This is a genomic window from Aeromonas sp. 102P (assembly GCF_051920345.1).
GTDB classification, from domain to species: Bacteria; Pseudomonadota; Gammaproteobacteria; order Enterobacterales; family Aeromonadaceae; genus Aeromonas; species Aeromonas veronii.
On record NZ_JBQBCZ010000001.1, the window covers coordinates 1,969,019 to 1,989,911 of the forward strand.

Annotated in this window: 18 protein-coding genes and 1 pseudogene; 4 read left to right on the plus strand and 15 right to left on the minus strand. The window is 59.9% G+C overall.

Translation table 11 applies throughout. The features are described 5' to 3' along the window. Window positions 1–8: 8 nt before the first annotated feature. The 14 genes and pseudogenes from gspJ to ACTG1K_RS09580 all read right to left on the minus strand — a co-directional run. A pseudogene (gene gspJ, locus ACTG1K_RS09515) lies at window positions 9–656 on the minus strand (type II secretion system minor pseudopilin GspJ); the annotation flags it as partial. Then, window positions 653–1,012 (minus strand): GspI family T2SS minor pseudopilin variant ExeI, encoded by a 360-nt coding sequence (gene exeI / locus ACTG1K_RS09520; protein ID WP_425854235.1) that lies wholly within the window; start codon window positions 1,010–1,012, stop codon window positions 653–655. The gene exeI and the pseudogene gspJ, both read right to left, overlap by 4 nt. After that, a complete protein-coding gene (exeH, locus tag ACTG1K_RS09525; protein ID WP_421320929.1) occupies window positions 1,009–1,569 on the minus strand; it encodes a GspH family T2SS minor pseudopilin variant ExeH in 561 nt (186 codons plus the stop codon). The genes exeI and exeH overlap by 4 nt, the downstream gene beginning before the upstream one ends. 163 nt (window positions 1,570–1,732) lie before the next feature. After that, complete coding sequence (gene exeG / locus ACTG1K_RS09530) at window positions 1,733–2,164, minus strand: GspG family T2SS major pseudopilin variant ExeG (RefSeq protein ID WP_005338297.1); 432 nt, start codon at window positions 2,162–2,164, stop codon at window positions 1,733–1,735. A 97-nt stretch (window positions 2,165–2,261) separates the two neighbouring features. Beyond that, entirely contained in the window at window positions 2,262–3,482 is a 1,221-nt protein-coding gene (gene exeF, locus ACTG1K_RS09535; protein ID WP_042033052.1) for a GspF family T2SS innner membrane protein variant ExeF, read from the minus strand. 1 nt (window position 3,483) lies between these two features. After that, on the minus strand, window positions 3,484–4,989 hold the full coding sequence (gspE, locus tag ACTG1K_RS09540) for a type II secretion system ATPase GspE (RefSeq protein WP_440005174.1): 1,506 nt from the start codon (window positions 4,987–4,989) through the stop codon (window positions 3,484–3,486). Next, on the minus strand, window positions 4,989–7,025 hold the full coding sequence (gene exeD / locus ACTG1K_RS09545) for a GspD family T2SS secretin variant ExeD (protein WP_429150090.1): 2,037 nt from the start codon (window positions 7,023–7,025) through the stop codon (window positions 4,989–4,991). The genes gspE and exeD overlap by 1 nt, the downstream gene beginning before the upstream one ends. A 21-nt stretch (window positions 7,026–7,046) precedes the next feature. Then, window positions 7,047–7,880: a GspC family type II secretion system variant ExeC gene (exeC, locus tag ACTG1K_RS09550; protein ID WP_429150102.1), complete on the minus strand. Its 834-nt coding sequence runs from the start codon at window positions 7,878–7,880 to the stop codon at window positions 7,047–7,049. A gap of 227 nt (window positions 7,881–8,107) precedes the next feature. Beyond that, window positions 8,108–8,800: a type II secretion system assembly factor GspB gene (gene gspB / locus ACTG1K_RS09555; protein WP_103251309.1), complete on the minus strand. Its 693-nt coding sequence runs from the start codon at window positions 8,798–8,800 to the stop codon at window positions 8,108–8,110. Then, window positions 8,800–10,368: an ExeA family protein gene (locus ACTG1K_RS09560; protein WP_040065846.1), complete on the minus strand. Its 1,569-nt coding sequence runs from the start codon at window positions 10,366–10,368 to the stop codon at window positions 8,800–8,802. The genes gspB and ACTG1K_RS09560 overlap by 1 nt, the downstream gene beginning before the upstream one ends. A 327-nt stretch (window positions 10,369–10,695) precedes the next feature. Beyond that, window positions 10,696–12,141: an HD domain-containing phosphohydrolase gene (locus tag ACTG1K_RS09565; RefSeq protein ID WP_440005175.1), complete on the minus strand. Its 1,446-nt coding sequence runs from the start codon at window positions 12,139–12,141 to the stop codon at window positions 10,696–10,698. A gap of 49 nt (window positions 12,142–12,190) precedes the next feature. Then, window positions 12,191–13,312, minus strand: a complete 1,122-nt coding sequence (locus tag ACTG1K_RS09570; RefSeq protein WP_101529810.1) for a beta-ketoacyl-ACP synthase III — start codon at window positions 13,310–13,312, stop codon at window positions 12,191–12,193. A gap of 54 nt (window positions 13,313–13,366) precedes the next feature. Next, window positions 13,367–14,530, minus strand: coding sequence for a vWA domain-containing protein (locus tag ACTG1K_RS09575; RefSeq protein ID WP_440005176.1), 1,164 nt, complete (start codon window positions 14,528–14,530; stop codon window positions 13,367–13,369). A 3-nt stretch (window positions 14,531–14,533) separates the two neighbouring features. Further along, window positions 14,534–15,376, minus strand: coding sequence for an AAA family ATPase (locus ACTG1K_RS09580; RefSeq protein ID WP_005359032.1), 843 nt, complete (start codon window positions 15,374–15,376; stop codon window positions 14,534–14,536). Window positions 15,377–15,535: 159 nt separating this feature from the next. Between ACTG1K_RS09580 and cysK the strand changes: the two genes are divergently transcribed. The 4 genes from cysK to crr all read left to right on the plus strand — a co-directional run bounded on the left by cysK (window position 15,536) and on the right by crr (window position 19,528). After that, window positions 15,536–16,504 carry a cysteine synthase A gene (gene cysK, locus ACTG1K_RS09585; RefSeq protein WP_005338267.1) on the plus strand — a complete coding sequence of 323 codons (969 nt, stop codon included), beginning with the start codon at window positions 15,536–15,538 and terminating at the stop codon, window positions 16,502–16,504. 440 nt (window positions 16,505–16,944) lie between these two features. Continuing rightward, window positions 16,945–17,202 (plus strand): HPr family phosphocarrier protein, encoded by a 258-nt coding sequence (locus ACTG1K_RS09590; RefSeq protein WP_005338266.1) that lies wholly within the window; start codon window positions 16,945–16,947, stop codon window positions 17,200–17,202. Between the two features lie 46 nt (window positions 17,203–17,248). Continuing rightward, entirely contained in the window at window positions 17,249–18,976 is a 1,728-nt protein-coding gene (gene ptsI / locus ACTG1K_RS09595) for a phosphoenolpyruvate-protein phosphotransferase PtsI (RefSeq protein ID WP_139733861.1), read from the plus strand. Window positions 18,977–19,018: 42 nt separating this feature from the next. Further along, window positions 19,019–19,528, plus strand: a complete 510-nt coding sequence (gene crr / locus ACTG1K_RS09600; protein ID WP_005338264.1) for a PTS glucose transporter subunit IIA — start codon at window positions 19,019–19,021, stop codon at window positions 19,526–19,528. A gap of 98 nt (window positions 19,529–19,626) precedes the next feature. Here crr and ACTG1K_RS09605 read toward each other — a convergent pair whose 3' ends face one another. Next, window positions 19,627–20,559 carry a GGDEF domain-containing protein gene (locus tag ACTG1K_RS09605; RefSeq protein WP_429157145.1) on the minus strand — a complete coding sequence of 311 codons (933 nt, stop codon included), beginning with the start codon at window positions 20,557–20,559 and terminating at the stop codon, window positions 19,627–19,629. Window positions 20,560–20,893 lie beyond the last annotated feature (334 nt).

Here is a 20,893-nt window from a genome sequence, read left to right on the forward strand (position 1 = left end):
CTGCTCTGGCTGTTCTCTTCGGCGCGCTGGCCACCGGCGCCAATCAGGAACTGACGACGAATGGTGCCGTAATCCTCGAGATCCAGCTCCACTGCCAGCCCGTGGGGCAGCACGCTGCGCTGGGTCCACTCCTCCTTCCAGTTGCCCTTGTCGAAGAAGTAGAGGCGAAACGCCGTGACTCCCGCCAGCACCGGCTGGATGCGTGGCTCGGTGCCGATCACCGGATCTGGATAGAGGTAGCTCAGGCGCTCCAGCTTCTGATCCTTGAGGCGCCAGCCGACCCGCTGCAGATGGGAGCGTGGCAGCATGCCGTCCGGGTTGAGCCAGCCACTGCGCATAAAGGCCATGCCCCAGTCATCGCTCTGCTGGCCGAACCGGGAAGCCGCTAGCAGCACCTTGTTGTTTTCCCCCTCGATGCGACCGCTGCGCGGCACCATCTGGGTGATGTCTCGCTCCAGCAGGGTGAAGGCGAGTTGCAGTTCGTTGAGGCGGGCCTCCTTGCGCTTGGCCACCTCGTCGCTGGTGAGCACCCCCTGAAGCACCTGATAAGCGCCCATGCTGAGGCTGGCGAAGATGGCGATCGCCACCAGCATTTCGAGCAGGGTGAAACCGGCATGGCGGACGGGGCGAGGCGTGCGGGCGGAGTGCTGGGTCATCGGCTGATATAGGTCCGCATCATGGCGACCGGGTTCTCGGCCTTGGCCTCGGTACGCACTTCCATATCGAGCGCCCGGAAGTTGTTGTCGGCGGTGGCGACGCCGCGATAGCGCCAGTACCAGGTGCTGCCCGCCATCTGCTCATCCCCTTCCATCCAGCTGTCACCTGGCCACTTGTTCTCGAGCTTCTGTTGCACCAGCTGGTTCTCTACCACCCAGGTGGCGAGGGTCTTTTGCTCCAGATAGTTCAGGGCCGAGAGGTGTTCGCTGGCGGTTTTCATTACCGCGAGACCCGCGATGGCAAAGACCGCCAGTGCGACCATGACTTCGAGTAGTGTCATGCCCCGAGCGTTCATTCGCTCACCTCTTCATCTTCATCGCCGGTGAGCAGGGTGAGGCGGCCGAACTCGTCCCCTTTGACGATGCGGGTGTAGTGGGCATCCTCATCCTGCTGGGTGAAGGTGAGCACGAACGGGCTCAGCTCACCGCCCGGGAAGATGAGCAACTGCGGCGTGCGCTCCTTCTCGTCGCGCTTCTGTTCGGTTTTCTCGTCGGGATCGGGCTGCCAGCCAAAGCCTTCCAGCTCCAGCGCCAGCGTCATGTTCTCGGCCAGTTGTACCGGCCCCAGCTGCTTGTCGCCAGTCAGGGCCAGCCACTTGCGATCCTTGGCCTGACGCTGCATAAACTGCCAGCCGTTATCCTCGATACGAATGCCCACCAGCCGACCATCCATCACCGCATACTCCTGCGCCAGCTGCAGGGTCGCCATCAGGCGACGCGCCTGCTTGTCCAGCTCCCTATCCCCTCTGGCGCCTCCCATGCTGAGGGTGACGGCGGTGGCCACCAGCCCCATCAGCATGGCGACCAGCAACACTTCCAGCAGAGTAAAACCAGCCTGGCGACTCTGTTTCATGGCGCCAGCCTCAACTGCATAGCGGTAGCCTCAAGCCGACCCATCAACATGGCAACGAGCAGCTCCTCCAGCAGGGTAAAGCCGGCTTGGCGACGAGCAGATGGCGCAGCCCTCATTCAGGCTGCTCCAGCAAGGCGGAGTGAATGCGCTGGCGGCACATCACTTATTGGAAATCCTTCAGGTTCCAGTTGCCGATGTCGTCATCGGTACCGGCTTCGCCATCCAGACCCATGGAGAAGATGTCGATCTTGCCGAACTGGCCCGGGCTCAGCAGCTGGTACGGGTTGCCCCAGGGATCTTGCGGCAGGCGCTTGATGTAGCCGCCATCGCGGTAGCTGCGCGGCGCCGGATCGATTGAGGGCTTGGTCACCAGCGCGTCCAGACCCTGTTCTGTGGTCGGGTAGCGGTTGTTGTCCAGCTTGTACATGTCGAGGGCGTTTTCCAGCGCCACGATATCGGAGACCGCTTTCTGCTGGTCAGCTTTCTCCTTGTTGCCCATCAGGTTGGGCACCACCAGACTGGCCAGAATGCCGAGGATCACGATGACCACCATGACTTCCAGCAGGGTAAAACCGGATTGACGACGTTTGTTCATGAGTTGCTCCGTAACGAATGAGATGGGATGGCCCATCAGAGAGTGATCACTGGGTGGGTTCGACGGGCCGCCAGCGGCGCCACCGAACACCGGAAACTTACATATTCACCATATTGTTGAGCTCGAGGATCGGCTGCAGGATCGACATCACGATAAACAGCACCACCCCGGCCATGGAGACCACCAGCATGGGTTCGAACACCCCGAGGGCGATGTTGACCTGGGATTCAAACTCCCGATCCTGGTTGTCTGCCGCCCGCTCCAGCATGCTGTCGAGCTCGCCGCTCTGCTCGCCGGAGGCGATCATGTGCAGCATCATGGGCGGGAAAATCTTGGTCTCGGTCAGCGACTTGCGCAGACTGGTCCCCTCGCGCACCCGTTCGGCGGCCTCGAGAATGCGCATTCTGGCAAAGTCGTTGGAGAGCACTTCACCGGCGATCTTCATCCCCTCCAGCAGCGGCACCGCACTGGCGTTGAGGATGCTTAAAGTACGGGCGAAGCGGGCGGTGTTGAGACCGCGGCTGACCCGGCCAATCACCGGCAGGCCGAGCAGCACCTGATGCCAGCGCCGACGGCGCTTCTCGTCGGTGAGCCACCAGCGCCAGACAAAGCTGGCGATAAAGAGCAGCAGCAGGAACCAGAGGCCATAGGCCTGCATCAGCTCGCTGGTACCGATGAGAAAACGGGTGGTGCCCGGCAGCTGCTGGCCCATGTGTTCAAACTGGGCCACCACCTTGGGCACCACGGCGGTGAGCAGGATCGATATAACCCCGATGGCGACGCAGGTGAGCACGATGGGGTAGATCATCGCCTGCAGCAGCTTGGTGCGCATATGCTGGCGCTGCTCGGTGTAGTCGGCGAGACGGTTGAGCACCTTCTCCAGATGGCCCGACTTTTCACCGGCCGCTACCATGGAGCGAAACAACTGGTCGAACACATGGGGAAAAGCCCCCAGCGAGTCGGCCAGCGAATAACCCTCCACTACCTTGCTGCGCACGGTTGCCACCAGACTGCGCAAGTGGGCTTTTTCGCACTGCTCGGCCACCGCTTTGAGCGCCTCTTCGATGGTTAGGCCGGCACCGACCAGGGTCGCCAGCTGGCGAGTGATCAGGGCCAGCTCGGCGGTGGAGGCGCCACGACGAAACAGGGCGAAGCGGGTCGCCTCCCGTTTCGCCTTCTCGGTGGTCTCGTTTACCTCGAGCGGGGTGAGCCCCTGCTCGCGCAGCAGCTGGCGTACCTGACGGGCCGAATCGCCCTCCATCACGCCGCTCTTGCTGCGCCCCTTGCCGTCGAGGGCCTTGTATTCGAATGCCGCCATCTCAATCTTCCCGGGTCACGCGCAGCACCTCTTCGAGGCTGGTCTGCCCCTTGAGCACCTTGTCGATGCCGTCGCGGCGAATACTGGGGGTGTGGCCGCGGATCAGCCGCTCGATGGCCATCTCGCCGCTGGCGCCGTGGATTGCCTCGCGCACCGCCTCATCGACCACTACCAGCTCATGAATACCGGTCCGACCGCGATAACCGGTGTGGTTGCACTGCTCGCAGCCCACCGCATGCCAGATATGCTGATCAGGCTCCAGTTTGATCCCCATGGAGAGGCGCTCCTGCTCGGTGGCCGGACGCGAGGCGCGGCAATCGGGGCAGAGGGTGCGCACCAGCCGCTGGGCCAGCACCGCCAGCAGGGAGGAGGAGAGCAGGAAGGGCTCGATCCCCATGTCCCGCATCCGGGTGATGGCGCCGATGGCGGTGTTGGTGTGCAGGGTCGACATCACCAGATGACCGGTGAGCGATGCCTGTACCGCAATCTGGGCGGTTTCCAGATCTCGGATTTCCCCCACCATCACCACATCCGGATCCTGGCGCAGGATGGCGCGCAGGCCGCGGGCGAAGGTCATGTCTACCTTGCTGTTGACCTGGGTCTGGCCCACCCCTTCGAGGTCATATTCGATGGGATCTTCCACCGTCAAAATGTTGCGATCCCGCGAGTTGATCTCGGAGAGCGCCGCATAGAGGGTGGTGGATTTACCTGAACCGGTCGGGCCGGTGACCAGAATAATGCCGTGGGGCTTGCGAATAAGCTCGCTGATGATGGTGCGGTTGGCCGCGGTCATCCCCAGCTGCTTGAGCTCGAGGCGCACGTTGTTTTTGTCGAGCAGACGCAGTACCACCCGCTCGCCGTAGCTGGACGGCATGGTGGAGACCCGCACGTCGACGGCGCGGCCGCCGATACGCAACGAGATACGGCCATCCTGCGGTACCCGCTTCTCGGCGATATCCATTCGTGACATGACCTTGATCCGCGAGACCAGGAGCGATGCCAGCTTGCGATGGGGGCGCAGGATCTCCCGCAGTACCCCGTCGATGCGAAAACGAATCACCAGCGCCCGCTCGAAGGTCTCGATATGGATATCGGAGGCCTCCTCCTTGATCGCCTCGCTCAACATGGCGTTGATGAGGCGAATGATGGGGGCGTCGTCATCGGCATCCAGCAGATCTTCACTTTGCGGCAGCTCTTCGGCCAAGGCGAAGAAGTCCATCTCGTTGCCGAGATCTTCCATCAGCTGGCGCGCCTCGGAGGAGTCGCGCTGGTAGTGGGCCATCAGCAGCTCTTCGAAGGCTTCGTTATCGAGCTGCTCCACCGCGAAGCTGCAACCCGCGACCCGCCGCACCTCCAGCAGGGCCTGCGGGGTGACACCGGGGCGGCACTGCAGCACGGGGGCGCCCTCCCGCTCAATCAGGATCACCCCGAAATTGCGGGCAAAGACAAAGGGGAGCTCGGGCAGTGGCGCAGGCCCGGCGCTTCCATCCAGATGGTAGGCACTCATCAGGGCTTACTCTGCACAAACGGGGTGGTGGTCTCGACAGTGCTTTGCTGTCTGCTCCGCATCTCGTTGATCTGCTTCTGGATCTCTTTTTGCAGCTCGGGCGACACCATCACATCCTGGCCATAGGCAGGTAATACCTGACGGGCGGGGGAGGTGAGATACCCCTCCTGCGAGGCGGCATTGAGCTGCTCGGCGCGGAACAGGGAGTACTTGTTGCTGGAGACACCGGTATAGACGTCCGCATCGCGCAAGATGGTCGGCCGGATAAAGACCATCAGGTTGCGCTTGGAGGTGGTGTTGGAGGTAGAGCGGAACAGATAACCCAGCACCGGGATATCACCGAGCAGCGGTACCTTGGAGATTTCTTCTTTGGTCTGTTCATCCATCAAACCGCCAAGCACGACTGTTTCACCGCTCTTCACCAATACCGAGTTTTTCACTGTACGGGTATCAAATGTTGGACCCAGGCCTGAGGTACCTTCAGCCTGTTTGCCAACACTGGAGACCTCCTGCTCGATATTCAGCAGCACCGAATCCCCTTCGTTGATCTGAGGGGTGACGGTTAACTTGGTTCCGACCGTTTTGCGCTCAATGGTATTGAAGACGCTGTCACTACTGGTCGAACTTTGAGTGCCGGTCTGGACAGGTACTTCCTTGCCTGCATTGAAAGAGGCTTCCTTGTTGTCCATGGTGACGATACTCGGGGTCGAGAGAATATCGTTCTTGGTATTGGAAGCCAGCGCTGTCGTCAGCATGGCCCAGTCGCCGTGATAGAAACCGGCGGCCATGCCATTTACGGTCGACATGAGTTTGGTAATGGGTTCCGGATTCCCGTTATCTTTGAGTTTGTCTGCTGTGACTTTCGAGGTAATGGGGACTCCGGTATCTGGATATTGAATCGAACCATAGTCGGCATGATTCCACTGTACCCCGAGGTTCAGACCATCGCTGTCAGCTATTTCGACGATGATCGCCTCCACCAGCACCTGGGCGCGGCGGATATCGAGCTTGGCCACCACCTGCTCCAGTTCGGACATCACGTCCGGCTGGGCGGTGATGACCAGCGCATTGGTGGTCTCGTCGGCTGAGATGGCCAGCTTGCCACCGCCGATGCTTGCGCCACCTGTGGTTGCGCCGCCGCCCTTCTTGTCGGCCTCGATGCTGGAGCTGACGCCCTTGAGCACCTCGACCATATCTTTGGCCTTGCCATATTTGAGGTAGAAGACCCGGGTGTTGCCCTGGCTTTGCAGGTCGCGGTCGAGCTGGCGCACCATCTGGATGATGCGGGCGCGCGCTTTCGGCTCACCACTCACCACCACAGAGTTGGTGCGCTCGTCGGCCACCACCTTGGGGGAGAGCAGCAGGGAGGCGGTGCCGCCCTGCGGGTTGCCATCCTTGTTGAGGTTGGTCACCAGCCGCACCATTTCCCCCGCCGAGGCGAACTTGAGCTTGATGATGTCCACATCCTGATCGCCTGCGCGGTCGACCCGGTTCACCACCTCCACCAGGCGGTTGACCACGGCGGCGCGGCCGGTGATCAGCAGCACGTTGGAGGGCTCGTAGTGCACCACGTTGCCACCACCGGCGTTGTCGTTGAGCTGGCGCAGCAGTGGCGCCAGTTCACGGACCGAGACGTTGCGCACCGGCACGACCCGAGTCACCATCTCGTCGCCCATGCCCGGGTTGCTGCCATCCACCACCGGAATGGCGGAGGTCTTGGCATCCCGCGAGCGCAGCACCTTGAGCACTCCGTTGTCCATCGGCACCACGGCAAAGCCGTAGACGTCGAGCACGCTCAGGAAGAACTGGTAGTACTGCTCCTCATTGAGCAGGTCGTAGCTGCGCACGTTGATCTTGCCGCGCACCGAGGGCTCTATGATGATGGTTTTATTGAGGTTCTTGCCCACCGTATTGATGAACTCTTCAATGTCGGCGTTCTTGAAACTGGCAGAGTATTCGGTGGCCCAGGCTGAGCCCGCCATCATCAGTGCCGCTGCGATAGTGGCCAGACGCCAGCTTTTCCCTTTAGTGGTCATTATTGGTTCGACTCCAAATCATTATTCTGACAAGCGCACATAGATGTCGAACTGTTCGCCCTGTCGCTCGACGGTCACTGTCATTTCCGTTGCGCCAGCCATCTGCTGCATCGCCTGCATGGCTTGCATGTTGTCCCGTAAATCCAGCCCGTTGATGCTGATGGCCAGGTCATTGGCCTGCAGCCCGCTCTGGTTGAAAAACTCAGGATTGCTGCCCGGATTGAGGCGATAGCCGGTCATGCGGCCATCCACCTGAACCGGTGAAATATTGAGGTAATCGGTGATCTTGCCCGGATCGGCCATCAGCTCGCTGCGCAGGGAGCCAAGGGGGGCTGCGTTGGTCTGTGGCAGCGGCTTGCCATACTCCTCGCCATCCAGCATCAGGGTCTCGTCGCGGCCATCCCGCTCGATGATCACCCGATCCGGATAGACCTGCCGGATCCGCGCCTGGGTGCCGTCAATCATGTCACCGATCCCGTAGGAGTTCTGGATGCCGGACATGGCGATGATGGCGATGGATTTGGCGGGATCCGAGCTCGCCAACACCCCGTTGAGCTGGGCATTGAGTTGGGTACGCGGCGCATTGGCGGCCACGGCGGCTTTGGCCTGCGCCTTGGGGATCGCTTTGCCAAACAGCGCCAGTCGGCTTACCTCGCCTAGTTCAAGGCGCGGGGTGCGCTGGCCGCTGACCGCCACGGCGGAGGGTTGCCACGGTTGGCTGGTTTGCGGACTTGCCAGGGTGAGCAGACGCCAGGTGAGGGCGGCGCTCTGCTGGGCCAGCATGATCAGCAGCGCCAGAAAGGCCACCTGGGTGACTCTGGTCATGGGAAGCCGCCGGCACTGGGCCAGCAGCATGGTCAAAATGTCATCCCTGAATCGTAGCGTCATATTAATCAACAAATTCCAGGCTCTGGGGCGGCTGCGTATTGTGTACGGCCGGTGGCTGTGACACAACGGGTCGGGGCGCGCCAAACCGTAAAAATGGATATTTCATCACACCGTAAACCTTTGAATGCTAACAAAAGTGGCGCTCAGGTGAGGTGCATCCTGCTTGCCAGTGAACATCAGGGTACGGTGCGTACTCACTCTCGCCAATCCTGCAGCGCCTTGAGGGTCACGCTCTGTCCGGCGACCTGCAGCACTATGTATTGCTGGTCAATGGTGGCGAGCACGACTCCCGGGGCGATTTCGCTCCCTTCCCGGTATTCCCGGCCATTGAGCACTACGGCCCGCTTGGCGGGGTTGGAGGAGAACACATGAGAGCCGTAGCTCAATTGCGGCACCTGCTGGCGCACCGACTGGGGTGCCGAGCCCAGCGCCATCAACTGGGCTGGTTGCACGTTCTGGCTGGCGGCGTGTGGCGTCTCCTGCAATGGGGTTTCATTGAGGGCTTTCATCAGCTGCTCGGCCAGACTCAGCGCGGGGGCATTCTCCTGACTGGTCCCTTCGTTTTTGGCCACTGCTCTGGGTTGGGCCACCGGCTTCGGCAGGGGCGGGGGGAGCGGACGGGTAGCCATTGCCTTGGGTTCGACCCGCACGAAGGGCGGGGTGATCACCTCTTTCACCTCCACCTTCTCCTCGATGGGGCGCAGGTGGATCAGATGCCAGCCATAGTTGGCGCCCACCCCCAGCAGCAAGGCCAGGGGAGCCAGCAGCCAGCCGATGCGGCGTGGGCTGCGCTCCTCTTCCCGGGGTATGGGCAAGCCCATAGCCGGAATATGGGCGGAGAGTTGCGGTTGCTGCGCACGGCGCAGCGCCTTGAGCAGGGTAGACATCAGGAGGCCTCCTCCAGTCTGGGCATGGGTTCACCGGAGAGGGCGTTGAGACGCAGCAGGGTGTTGCTGCCCGCGATGCCATCAGGGGTGAGCCCCTGATCTCGCTGGAACTGCTGTAGCTTGTTCTTGAGCTCGCCATCGAAACGGCGCACCTTGCGCTCGGGTTGCTGCAGCGCACGGCTCAGGGCATTGTCGAGCCACTGGATCTGGGTCTGACCGGCATTGCTGGCGATCAGGCTGACGCCCCCTTTCGGCATGCGCCAGAGCAGGGTGTAGCTGCCGCCCCAGTTGTCGCTGAGCCACTGGCGATCCACCTGCCAGCTCTGGTCACCTATCATCAGGCTGGCCTTGTTCGGCCCCAGATTGACCAGGGTCGCATAGTAGAGGCCGCCAGTCTGGTCAGTGAGCGTGATCATGGCGGGATACTGCAGGGCGCGCAGCTCATCGAGGCTTGCCTCTCCCTCCTGGCAGCGCAGACCGGCACGGGGTGCGTTGTCACAGGTTGCCTCGAACGGTTCCGGTTCATAACCCCAGACCCGATAGAGATTCTGCATGGCGCTGTCGGGGTCGATGGCCTGATTGATCGCCTCGGTCAGCTGCTCCTGCTGCTCGGCGGTCTCGTCGATGGTGACCGGCACCTCGACCTTGACTACCGGACGGGTGGGGAACACGCCGAAAAATTGCCAGCCCCACCAGCCTGCGGCCACCAGCAGGGCGCCCGCCAGCGTCACCATCAGACCGGAGGCCCAGCTTCCTTCGTCCCGCACGCCATTGACCTCGAAGGCTGCCTGGCTGATATCGCTGTGGACAATCTTGTAGCTGCCACGGGCGAAAGCGGCGATCAGAGCGCGGTCGCAGATGAGGTTGATGAAACGGGGGATGCCGCCACTCAGGCGATGAAGCGTCTTGATGGCGCGCGGGGTGAAGATGGGTTGTACGCAGCCTGCGACTTGCAGCCGGAAGCGGACGTAGGCATCCACATCGCTATGAGAGAGCGGCAGCAGGTGATAGCGGGCGGTAATGCGCTGGGCCAGCTGACGCAGCAGGGGTTGGCGCAGCATCTGTTGCAGCTCGGGCTGACCGATCAGCACCACTTGCAGCAGTTTTCGTTCGTCGGTTTCGAGGTTGGTGAGCAGACGCAGCTGCTCCAGTACGCCGGGCAGCAGGTGCTGCGCCTCATCCACCAGTACCACGCTGCGCTTGCCTGCCGCCAGGTTGGCCAGCAGGTGATCGCGAATAAGGTCGAACAGCCGCTTGATCCCGGCATCTTCGGGATAGGGGAGTTGAAACTCGTCGCAGATGGCAGCCAGCAGATCCCGTTCGGTCAGGGAGGGGTTGAGGATATAGGCGATCTCGGTCTCGGCGGGGAGCTGTTGCAGCAGGCAGCGGGAGACGGTGGTCTTGCCGGTGCCCACTTCGCCGGTCAGCAGCACAAAGCCGCCGCCATCCTGCAATCCATAGTTGAGATGAGCAAGGGCTTCGCCGTGGCGCTCGCTCATATAGAGGTACTTGGGATTGGGCGAGATGGAAAACGGGTGTTCCGAGAGGCCGAAGAACTGTGTGTACATGAGGGTATTCTTTTGTAGCCGGCGACAGATGAAAAATGTCTCCGGATGATAGCAAACCTCGCTTTCATTGAAAGCCATCATTGGCGCCGGAGGGCAAATTGCGGCCTTTTCCTGCCATCTTGTGATCCCGGTTGCGTCATTGGCACGAACCCGGATCACAAAATGACAAAAAATAGCTGTAAATAAAGGGAAATATCAATATGGGCGCGGCGTGGCAAAGGCTGTCAGCATGGCGCTGAACCGGCAATGGCCAGACCTGTTTGTGTACAATTTATGACACCGGTTGCCCTGTCAGCCATCAGGGCAAGCTGGTCGGCATGTACTTGCTCAGTGGTGATCCTGAAACTGCGCGGCAATCTCTCTGAACTGCGTTTCACAGGCGAGAAACGCCGCGACAATGCCGGGATCAAAATGGCTGCCGCTCCCCTTCACGATGATTTCCTTCGCTTCCTCATGGCTGAAAGCAGGTTTGTAGACCCGTTTCGAGATGAGGGCATCGTAGACATCCGCTACCGCCATCAAACGCCCGGAGAGGGGAATGTCCTCACCCGCCAGCCCAGCCGGATAGCCGCTGCCATCCCACTTTTCGTGGTGGGTGAGGGAGATCTCCCGGGCCAGCCGCAAGAAGGAGTTGGAGCCCAGCTGCGCCTCGGCGCTCGCCAGCGCATCGGCGCCGATCTGCGGGTGGCGCTTCATGATGGCGAACTCCTCGTCGGTCAGCTTGCCCGGTTTGAGCAGGATGGCATCGGGAATGCCCACCTTGCCCACATCGTGCAGGGGAGCCGACTTGAACAGCAGGTCGATGGTGGCGTCATCGAGCGGATAGCGATCCCAATCGCTGCGACTGAGGTATTGCGCCAGCGCCTTGACGTAGTGCTGGGTGCGAATGATATGGGCGCCGGTTTCGTTGTCCCGGGTCTCCGCCAGCGAGGCGAGGCCAAGGATAGCCACGTCGCGGGTCAGGTTGAGCTCGTCGCTGCGGGATTTCAGCTCACCGATCATCTGATTGGTGCTGGCGGCGATAAGGCCGAACTCGTCATCCCGGGTGACCGGCACCCGGGCGTCGAAGTCACCACACTGCACTCTGGCCATGGTGCGGGTCTGCTGGCGCAGGGAGAGGCCGAGATTACGACCATAACCGTGAATAATGAGAGCGAGATAACAGAAGGTCACCGTCATCACGAAGGCGATCTCCCACAGGATGTAGTGCTGGGCATCGACCCTCGGCAGACTGCGCTCCACCGTCACCAGCCACTCCAGATCCTTGTTGAACAGCAAGAAGAAGACGCCTCCCAGCAGGGTGAGGGTCGCTAGGGTAAAGAGGGTGAACTTGCGTGGCAGCGGCATGGCCAGCGGGTGGCTCAGTGCCAGGCTCTGCTCGGCTTGCCGTGCTCTGGCCCGATGCCAATCTCGCTCCAGGGTCAGATCGGCCGCCACCAGAAAGCCGAGGGTGGTCATCCCCAGCAGCACCTTGAGGTGACTCTCCAGCGGAAAGTCGTGAGCCAGTGCGTTGTAGCCCGAGAGCAGCAGTGCTCCCAGCAGATAGAAACCCACCTCCAGTCCAAACCCGTCCAGCCCGTTGCGCGCCAAGGGCCGCCTTGAGAGCAGCCAATTGCGCACGGCGAACATGATGGCGAACGTCACCAGGGTTGGCCCCAGCAGTTGGGGCAGGGTGAGACTCTCGAGAAACGGGCAAACCTGCCAGCCATAGAGACAAAATAGTGACAGGGTTACCCCGTAGTGCAGGGCGCAGCGCCCCGTGATCCTCTGCATATTCCCACCCATGTTGCTGGTTATTGTTATGTCGGCGGGAGGCCCGCCATTACAGGCGCCGCAGCAGCAAGCTACCGATGGAGTAGCCAGCGCCAAAGGAGCAAAGTACGCCGAGGGCCCCCGCAGGAAGGTCGCGATTGTACAGATGAAACGCGATGATGGAACCCGCCGAGCTGGTATTACCATAGCTATCAAGAATGACCGGCGCCTCCTGCTGGCTGGCATCGTGGCCCAGCAGCTTGCGACTGATGAACTGGTTCATGGTGAGGTTGGCCTGATGGAGCCAGAGCCGGTTCAGGCTCTCGGCAGGCCAGCCCTGCTCGTCGAGCTGGTTGGCTATCTGGTCGCACACCAGCGGCAATACCTCCTTGAACACCTTGCGCCCCTGCTGGCGAAACAGCTTGTCGTCGCCGTAGCGGGTACGCGGGCTCAGCCGGTTCAAAAAGCCGAAGTTGTTGCGGATGTTGTTGGAGTACTGGGTCACCAGCTTGCTGGCTACCAGTTGCCACGGATTGGCCACCTTGCAATCGGCCTCCCGCTCCAGCAGCACCGCGGTGCAGGCATCGCCGAAGATAAAGTGGCTATCACGATCGCGAAAATTGAGATGCCCCGAACAGATCTCCGGATTGACTACCAGCGCCAGTTTGGCTGTGTCTGCCGCCAGCATGTCTGCGGCTGTCTTGATGCCGAAGGTGGCGGAGGAGCAGGCCACGTTCATATCAAAGGCCATGCCGCTCGCCCCCAGATAGTGCTGCAGCTCGATGGCCAGCGCCGGGTAGGGGCGCGGCATGTTGGAGGCGGCCACGATCACCAGATCGATCTCTCCCGGCTCGCGACCGGCGGCGATCAGTGCCTGCTCGGCGGCAGCCACCGCCATCTCCACCATGATGGAGGGCATCTCATCGGGCCGTTCCGCCAGCAGCGGCTGCATGATGTCGGGGTTGAGCACCCCTTCGCGACTCACCAGATAACGGCTCTTGATGCCGGATGCCTTCTCGATGAATTCGCAGCTGGAGTGCTGCTTGGCGGGGTGCTGGCCGGCATCGATGGCGGAGGCATTCTCCTCGTTGTAGAGATCCACATACTGGTTGAAGGCGGCCACCAGCTCTTCATTGCTGACGGCAAAGGGTGGGGTATAGAGGCCTGAGCCACTGATCACGATAGAGGTCATCTTTGCTCCTCGCCGGGTGCGTTCCCGGCTTGTCGGTTTATAGGGGTGAGAGGGTTACAGCTGATCGATCGCCGCAGCAAGACCCGCCAGGGTCAGCGGATGCATCCGCCCGCCAACCACGTCATTCATTAGCTTGATGGAGGGGTGCCAGAGCCACTCCCGCCGCGGGGTGGGGTTGATCCACACCAGTTTGGGAAAGTGTTGCTGCAATCGGGTGAGCCACACCTGACCCGACTCCTCGTTCCACTGCTCGACACTGCCGCCGGGCCAGGTGATCTCGTAGGGGCCCATGGTGGCATCACCTACCAGGATCACCCGGTAGTCGCTGCCGTAGGTGCGCAGCAGCCGCAGGGTATCGAACCGCTCCTCAAAGCGGCGGGCGTTATCCTTCCAGACGAAGTCGTAGAGGCAGTTGTGAAAATAGAAGTACTCCAGATGCTTGAACTCGTGGCGCAACGCGGAGAAGAGGCGCTGCACCTCGGCCACGTGGGCATCCATGGAGCCTCCGACATCGAAAAAGACCAACAGTTTGACCCCGTTGTGGCGCTCGGGCCGCAGCTTCACATCGAGCCAGCCCTGGCGGGCCGAACTTTTTATGGTGTCGTCGAGATCCAGCTCGTCGGGATTGCCTTTGCGCACCCAGCGCCTGAGCTTGCGCAGCGCGAGCTGAATGGCACGCTGGCCGAGCGGTGAGTCGTCGCTGAAGTTGCGATAGTGACGGGCCTCCCACACCTTGGCCGCCTTGCCGTGCTGCCCCTCTCCACCCATACGAACGCCCTCGGGGTGAAAACCGCCGTGGCCAAACGGGCTGCTGCCACCAGTCCCCACCCACTTGTTGCCGCCGGCGTGGCGCTCTTTCTGCTCGCGTAATCGCTGGTTGAGGGTCTCCAGCAGCTTGTCGAGTCCGCCGAGGGATTTGAGCAGCGCCTTCTCCTCTGGGCTCAACAGCCGTTCGAACTCCTTGCGCAGCCACTCATCCGGCAGGTTCTCCGGCAGCAGGAGAATGGCTTCCAGCCCCTCGTAGTACTCGGCGAAGGCGCGATCGAAGCGATCGTAGTGAGCCTCGTCTTTTACCAGCAGGCAGCGGGAGAGTTGGTAGAACTCGTCCATATCGATGGTGACCAGCCGGGCCGCCAGTGCGGCGTGCAAGTCCAGCAGCTCACGCAGGCTGCAGGGGAGCTTGTGGCGGCGCAGATGGGTAAAAAAGTCGATCAGCATGGGTCAGCTGCCGCGCCGGGCCAGAAAGGCGAGCTTCTCGAAGAGATGCAAATCCTGCTCGGTCTTGAGCAGGGCGCCATATAGCGCGGGCACCAGCTTGCCTGGCTCGCGGGCGCGCATCGCCTCGGGGGCGATATCGTCGGCCAAGAGCAGGCGGATCCAGTCCAGCAGCTCTGAGGTGGAGGGTTTCTTGCGCAGCCCCTCTACCTCGCGCAGCTCGAAGAAGAGCTCCATCGCTTCGCCAAGCAGGCTCTCCTTGAGGTCGGGGTAGTGGAGTTTGACGATGGCCTGCATCTCGGCCTTGTCGGGGAAGCGGATATAGTGGAAGAAACAGCGGCGCAGGAAGGCGTCCGGCAGCTCTTTTTCGTTGTTGGAGGTGATGATGACCACCGGCCGCTGGCGCGCCTTGACTCGCTCGCCGGTCTCGTAGACGTCGAACTCCATCCGGTCCAGCTCCAGCAGCAGATCGTTGGGGAATTCGATGTCGGCTTTGTCTATCTCGTCGATCAGCAGCACAGGTCGCTGCTCGGCGCTAAAAGCCTGCCACAGTTTGCCCTGGCGAATGTAGTGGCTGATATCGGCCACTCTGGGGTCGCCGAGCTGGGAGTCGCGCAGCCGGGCCACCGCATCATATTCGTAGAGACCCTGTTGAGCCTTGGTGGTGGACTTGATATGCCAGGCAATGAGATCGGTGCCAAGATGGTCGGCGACCGCTTCTGCCAGCACCGTCTTGCCGGTGCCCGGCTCCCCTTTGATCAGCAGCGGTTTTTCGAGGGTGATGGCGGCATTGACCGCCATCTTCAATGCATCGGAGGCGAGATACTGGCTGCTTCCTGAAAATCCCATAACGTCGGTTCCTTTGACGATTGGCGCCTGGAGTCAGGGGCCAGAGAGAATAAGCTCTATATGTTGTAATACCATATGGTTATAACGAATAGTCACTTCTCATTCAGAAACCACAGGGTAATCTTGTTTCATCGTCGTAACAAACACAGGGATAGCGCCATGAGCAAAATTTTTGAGGACAACAGCCAGACTATCGGTCACACCCCGCTGGTTCGTCTCAACCGTGTTACCAAAGGTCGCGTGCTGGCCAAGATCGAGAGCCGCAACCCCAGCTTCAGCGTCAAGTGCCGGATCGGTGCCAACCTGATCTGGGATGCCGAGAAGCGCGGCATCCTGACCAAGGGTAAGGAGATCATCGAGCCCACCAGCGGCAACACGGGTATTGCTCTGGCCTTTGTCGCGGCGGCTCGCGGCTATCCCATCACCCTGACCATGCCGGCCACTATGAGCCTGGAGCGCCGCAAGCTGCTCAAGGCGCTCGGTGCCAATCTGGTGCTGACCGAAGGGCCGCTTGGCATGAAGGGGGCCATTGCCAAGGCCAACGAGATCCTCGAGTCCGAGCCGGGCAAGTATGTGTTGCTGCAACAGTTTGAAAACCCGGCCAACCCGGAGATCCACGAAAAGACCACCGGCCCCGAGATTTGGGATGCCACTGACGGCGAAGTGGATGTGTTCGTGGCCGGGGTCGGTACCGGCGGTACCATTACCGGTGTCTCCCGCTATCTGAAGCAGACGAAAGGCAAGGCGGTGGTCTCTGTTGCGGTCGAACCGGCCGAGTCGCCGGTCATCAGCCAGAAGCTGGCCGGGGAAGAGATCAAACCGGGCCCCCACAAGATCCAGGGGATCGGCGCCGGCTTTATCCCGGGCAACCTGGACCTCTCCCTTATCGATCGGGTGGAGAAGGTGACCAGCGATGAAGCCATCGAGATGGCCCGTCGCCTGATGGAGGAGGAGGGGATCCTGGCCGGTATCAGCTCCGGTGCTGCGGTTGTGGCTGCCAGCCGTCTGGCCGAGCTGCCGGAATTTGCGGGCAAAACCATTGTGGTCATCCTGCCGAGTGCGGCGGAGCGTTACCTCTCCAGCGCCCTGTTTGCCGGGGTGTTCAGCGAGCAGGAGCTGCAGCAGTAACTGATCGGAATCTTTCAAAACAGCGGCGCTCCCAGGAGCGCCGCTTCTTTATGGGCTAGACTCAACCCCTGTTAGTGTCACTTGATCCTTATTTTTTGGGGTAAAATAACAAGTTCCGGAGTGAGAAAAAAAGCAGACATTCTGCTCTAAATCTCATATCCTGTGCGGCGTCACGCGGTGTTTGCTGGCTGGGTATCACAAAGTAACAAAGTGTTATTTTTCGTTATAAAATAATTTCAGGCCAGTCCTGATGCGGCTTGTAGCCCAATAACTGAAAATTGCCAACCAGCGCGCCGATTACTGCACAGAAACTTGACCTGGATTAAACCATTGCGGGTCTGCTTTCGTTACTTTACAACATATCCATACTGACACGGTGGGTCAGGTTGCTTCAAAAACGACCAATCCACCAAAAAATATCAATAATATGGGGTGAAACCATGTACGAGAAGTCTGTTGTTATTACTGCTGAAAACGGCCTGCACACCCGTCCGGCAGCTCAGTTCGTGAAAGAAGCCAAAGAATTCCAAAGCGAGATCACTGTGGTCTCCGGTGGCAAGTCCGCCAGCGCCAAGAGCCTGTTCAAGCTGCAGACCCTGGGCCTGACCAAGGGTACCAACGTAACTATCCAGGCTGACGGCCCGGATGCTCAGCAAGCTGTTGAGAAGCTGGTTGCCCTGATGGACGAGCTGGAGTAATCCAGCTTTAGATTCCTCCCCCACAGTCGTTTTAATAGGAAGGATTATGATATCTGGCATTCTTGCGTCCCCCGGTATCGCATTCGGTAAGGCGCTTCTTCTGAAAGAAGATGAAATCGTTATCAATCAGGGCAAAATCTCTGCTGACCAGATTGATGCCGAGATCAACCGTTTCCTCGAAGCTCGTACCAAGTCAGCTACCCAGCTGGAAGCCATCAAAGAGATGGCCGGTCGCACCTTCGGTGAGGAAAAAGAGGCCATCTTCGAAGGCCACATCATGCTGCTCGAAGATGAGGAGCTGGAAGGGGATATCAAATCCTTCATCAAAGACAACAAGGCTTCCGCTGACAAAGCCATCTATGAGGTGATCGAACAGTACGCCAAGATGATGGCCGAGCTGGATGACCCTTATCTGCGCGAACGCGCTACCGACTTCCGTGACATCGGTACCCGTCTGGTCAAGAACGTACTGGGCATCGCCGTTGTCAACCTGAGCACCATCGACGAAGAGGTGATCCTGGTCGCCAAAGACCTGACCCCGTCTGAAACCGCTCAAATCAATCTGAAATATGTGCTGGGTTTCGTCACCGATATCGGTGGCCGTACCTCTCACACCTCCATCATGGCTCGCTCCCTGGAGCTGCCGGCCGTGGTAGGCACCAACGACATCACCGAGCGCGTCAAGAACGGTGACATGCTGGTGCTGGATGCGATCAACAACCAGATCATCATCAATCCGACCGCTGAACAGTTGACCGAAGCCAAGAAGTTCCAGGCTCAGTTCCAGGCCGAGAAAGATGAGCTGGCCAAGCTGAAAGATCTACCTGCCATCACGCTGGATGGTCACCAGGTCGAAGTGTGCGCCAACATCGGTACCGTCAAGGATACCGAAGGTGCCATCCGCAATGGCGCCGAAGGCGTGGGTCTGTACCGTACCGAGTTCCTGTTCATGGACCGTGACGCGCTGCCGACCGAAGACGAGCAGTTCAAAGCCTACAAAGAAGTGGCCGAAGCGATGCCGGATCAGCCGATCATCGTGCGTACCATGGACATTGGCGGCGACAAAGAGCTGCCCTACATGAATTTCCCGAAAGAGATGAACCCCTTCCTGGGCTGGCGTGCCGTGCGTATTTTCTTCGACCGCGAAGACATTATGCACGCTCAGCTGCGGGCCATTCTGCGCGCCTCTGCCTTCGGCAAACTGCGCATCATGTTCCCGATGATCATCTCTGTCGAAGAGTTCCGTAGCCTGAAAGCTACCGTAGAGACGCTGAAAGCCGAACTGCGTGCCGAAGGCAAAGCCTTTGATGAATCCATCGAAGTGGGTATCATGATCGAGACCCCGGCCGCTGCCGTGATGGCTCATCATCTGGCCAAGGAAGTGGATTTCTTCAGTATCGGTACCAACGACCTGACCCAGTACACCCTGGCTGTCGATCGTGGTAACGAGATGATCTCCGCCATGTACAACCCGCTGTCACCCTCCGTCCTGACCCTGATCAAGATGGTTATCGATGCGTCCCACGCCGAAGGCAAGTGGACCGGTATGTGTGGTGAACTGGCTGGTGACGAGCGCGCTACCCTGCTGCTGCTGGGTATGGGTCTGGATGAGTTCTCCATGAGCGCCATCTCTGTACCGCGTATCAAGAAGCTTATCCGCAACACCAACTTCGAAGATGTGAAGGCAATGGCTGATCAAGCACTGAGCTTTGCCACCGCTGCTGAAATCGAAGCGTGCGTAGATAACTTTATTAAGCAGAAAGCAGTCTGCTAAGATCGGCTGCAAACAGCGACAAATCATCTCTAGGAGCTTTATATGGGTCTGTTTGATAAACTGAAGAAACTGGTTTCCGACGATAGCTCTGACACCGGCGGCATCGAAATCTTTGCTCCGCTGTCTGGCGAAATCGTGCCGATCGAAGATGTGCCTGACGTTGTCTTCGCCGAGAAGATCGTTGGTGACGGTATCGCCATCAAGCCGGCTGGCAACAAGATGGTTGCGCCGTGCGATGGTACCATCGGCAAGATTTTCGAGACCAACCACGCGTTCTCTCTGGAATCCGACTCCGGTATCGAGCTGTTCGTTCACTTCGGTATCGACACCGTTGAACTGAAAGGCGAAGGCTTCAAGCGTATCGCTCAGGAAGGTCAACAGGTCAAGCGCGGCGACACCATCATCGAGTTCGATCTGGCCGTTCTGGAAGCGAAAGCCAAGTCTACCCTGACTCCGGTTGTCATCTCCAACATGGACGAGATCAAAGAGCTGATCAAAATGACTGGTGCCGTGACTGTAGGCGAGACCCCGGTTATCCGTATCAAGAAGTAATGCCCGGCTGGCTCACGCCAGTTGCGCAGTAAAAAACCGAAGCCTTGTGCTTCGGTTTTTTTATGGCTGCGAGTCGGCTTTCCGTTCTGGTTACCACTCTATTCCGTCGAGATGACAACCCGGTTACGGCCCTGATCCTTGGCCTGATAAAGGGCCCGGTCGGCCATCATCAGCAGATAGTCGATGCTCTCCTGCCCCTTCATGCTGGCACACCCCAGACTGATGGTGAGGGATAGCTGCTTCCCCTGCCATGGCAAGTGGGTGGAACTGACATGCTGGCGCAGCTGTTCGGCGCGCCGTGCTGCCTGTTCAATATCGCAACCAGGCAGGATCAGCAGGAACTCCTCCCCGCCCCAACGTGCCAGACTCTCCCCCGGCAACAGCTGGCCCGCCATGGCGTGGGCGACGGCGCACAGCGCGGCATCACCCGCAGGGTGACCGTAGCGGTCATTGACCTGCTTGAAATGGTCGATATCTCCCAGTACCACCGAGAGGGGCTCACCCTGCAACCAAAGGGCCTGCAACTGTTGCTGGGCGCCACGCCGGTTGGTCAGTTCGGTGAGCGGATCGGTGCAGGAGAGGCGGCTCACCTCTTCCACCATGCACTGCAGGTCGTGGATATCGCGAAAGGTGACGATATGGCCATCCGGGATGGCATCGGCTCCCAGCTGGGCAGTGACGATAAACCAGCGCGACTGACCGCTCTTGCAGCGGATCAGCGCAGGCATTTCGGCAACCTCCAGCCCTTGAGACAAGCTCTGTTCCACCTGGGAGTGCCAGGAGTCGATGATGGTGCGGCGATACCCTTCATCCGGGTAGGCGACCTGAAACCAGGAGGCCATGTCCGGCAGATCGTCAAGGTTGTAGCCCAGCTGCTCAATAAAGGCTTTATTCAAGAAGCGGTGGCGCCGCTGCGGGATCATGTCGGGTGAGCAGCCATCGTGACGGGCAATGGATTCGGACACCAGAATAGGCAGCGGGATCACATCGAAGGAGCGAAACAGGATCTGTTGCAGTTCTCGGTCATTCATAGGAAAAGCGGCTCCACGATGCATCTTTTACATGCTTTACCATAGGTCAGACCTGTTTGGTGGTAAACCGATTTATAGCGGTTCCGCCGCCGGTTTTTCAGCCAATGGCAAAGGCGAGAAAATGGCGGGGTTGTTTGCCGTGGCCGTATCGGGTGAAAGCTGGGCAGGTTGAGGAGAAGGGGCAGAGCAAAAGGGTCAAAAAAACCCACATGGTCAGGCACATGTGGGTCGGGAAAAACCAGGCGGGGTAAAACAGACACTCCCTGTGTCGCTCATCTTCAGCTCAGGTGGAGGTGGTCCATCTGCTGGAGCTTTTCGGGCCAGGGCCCCTGCT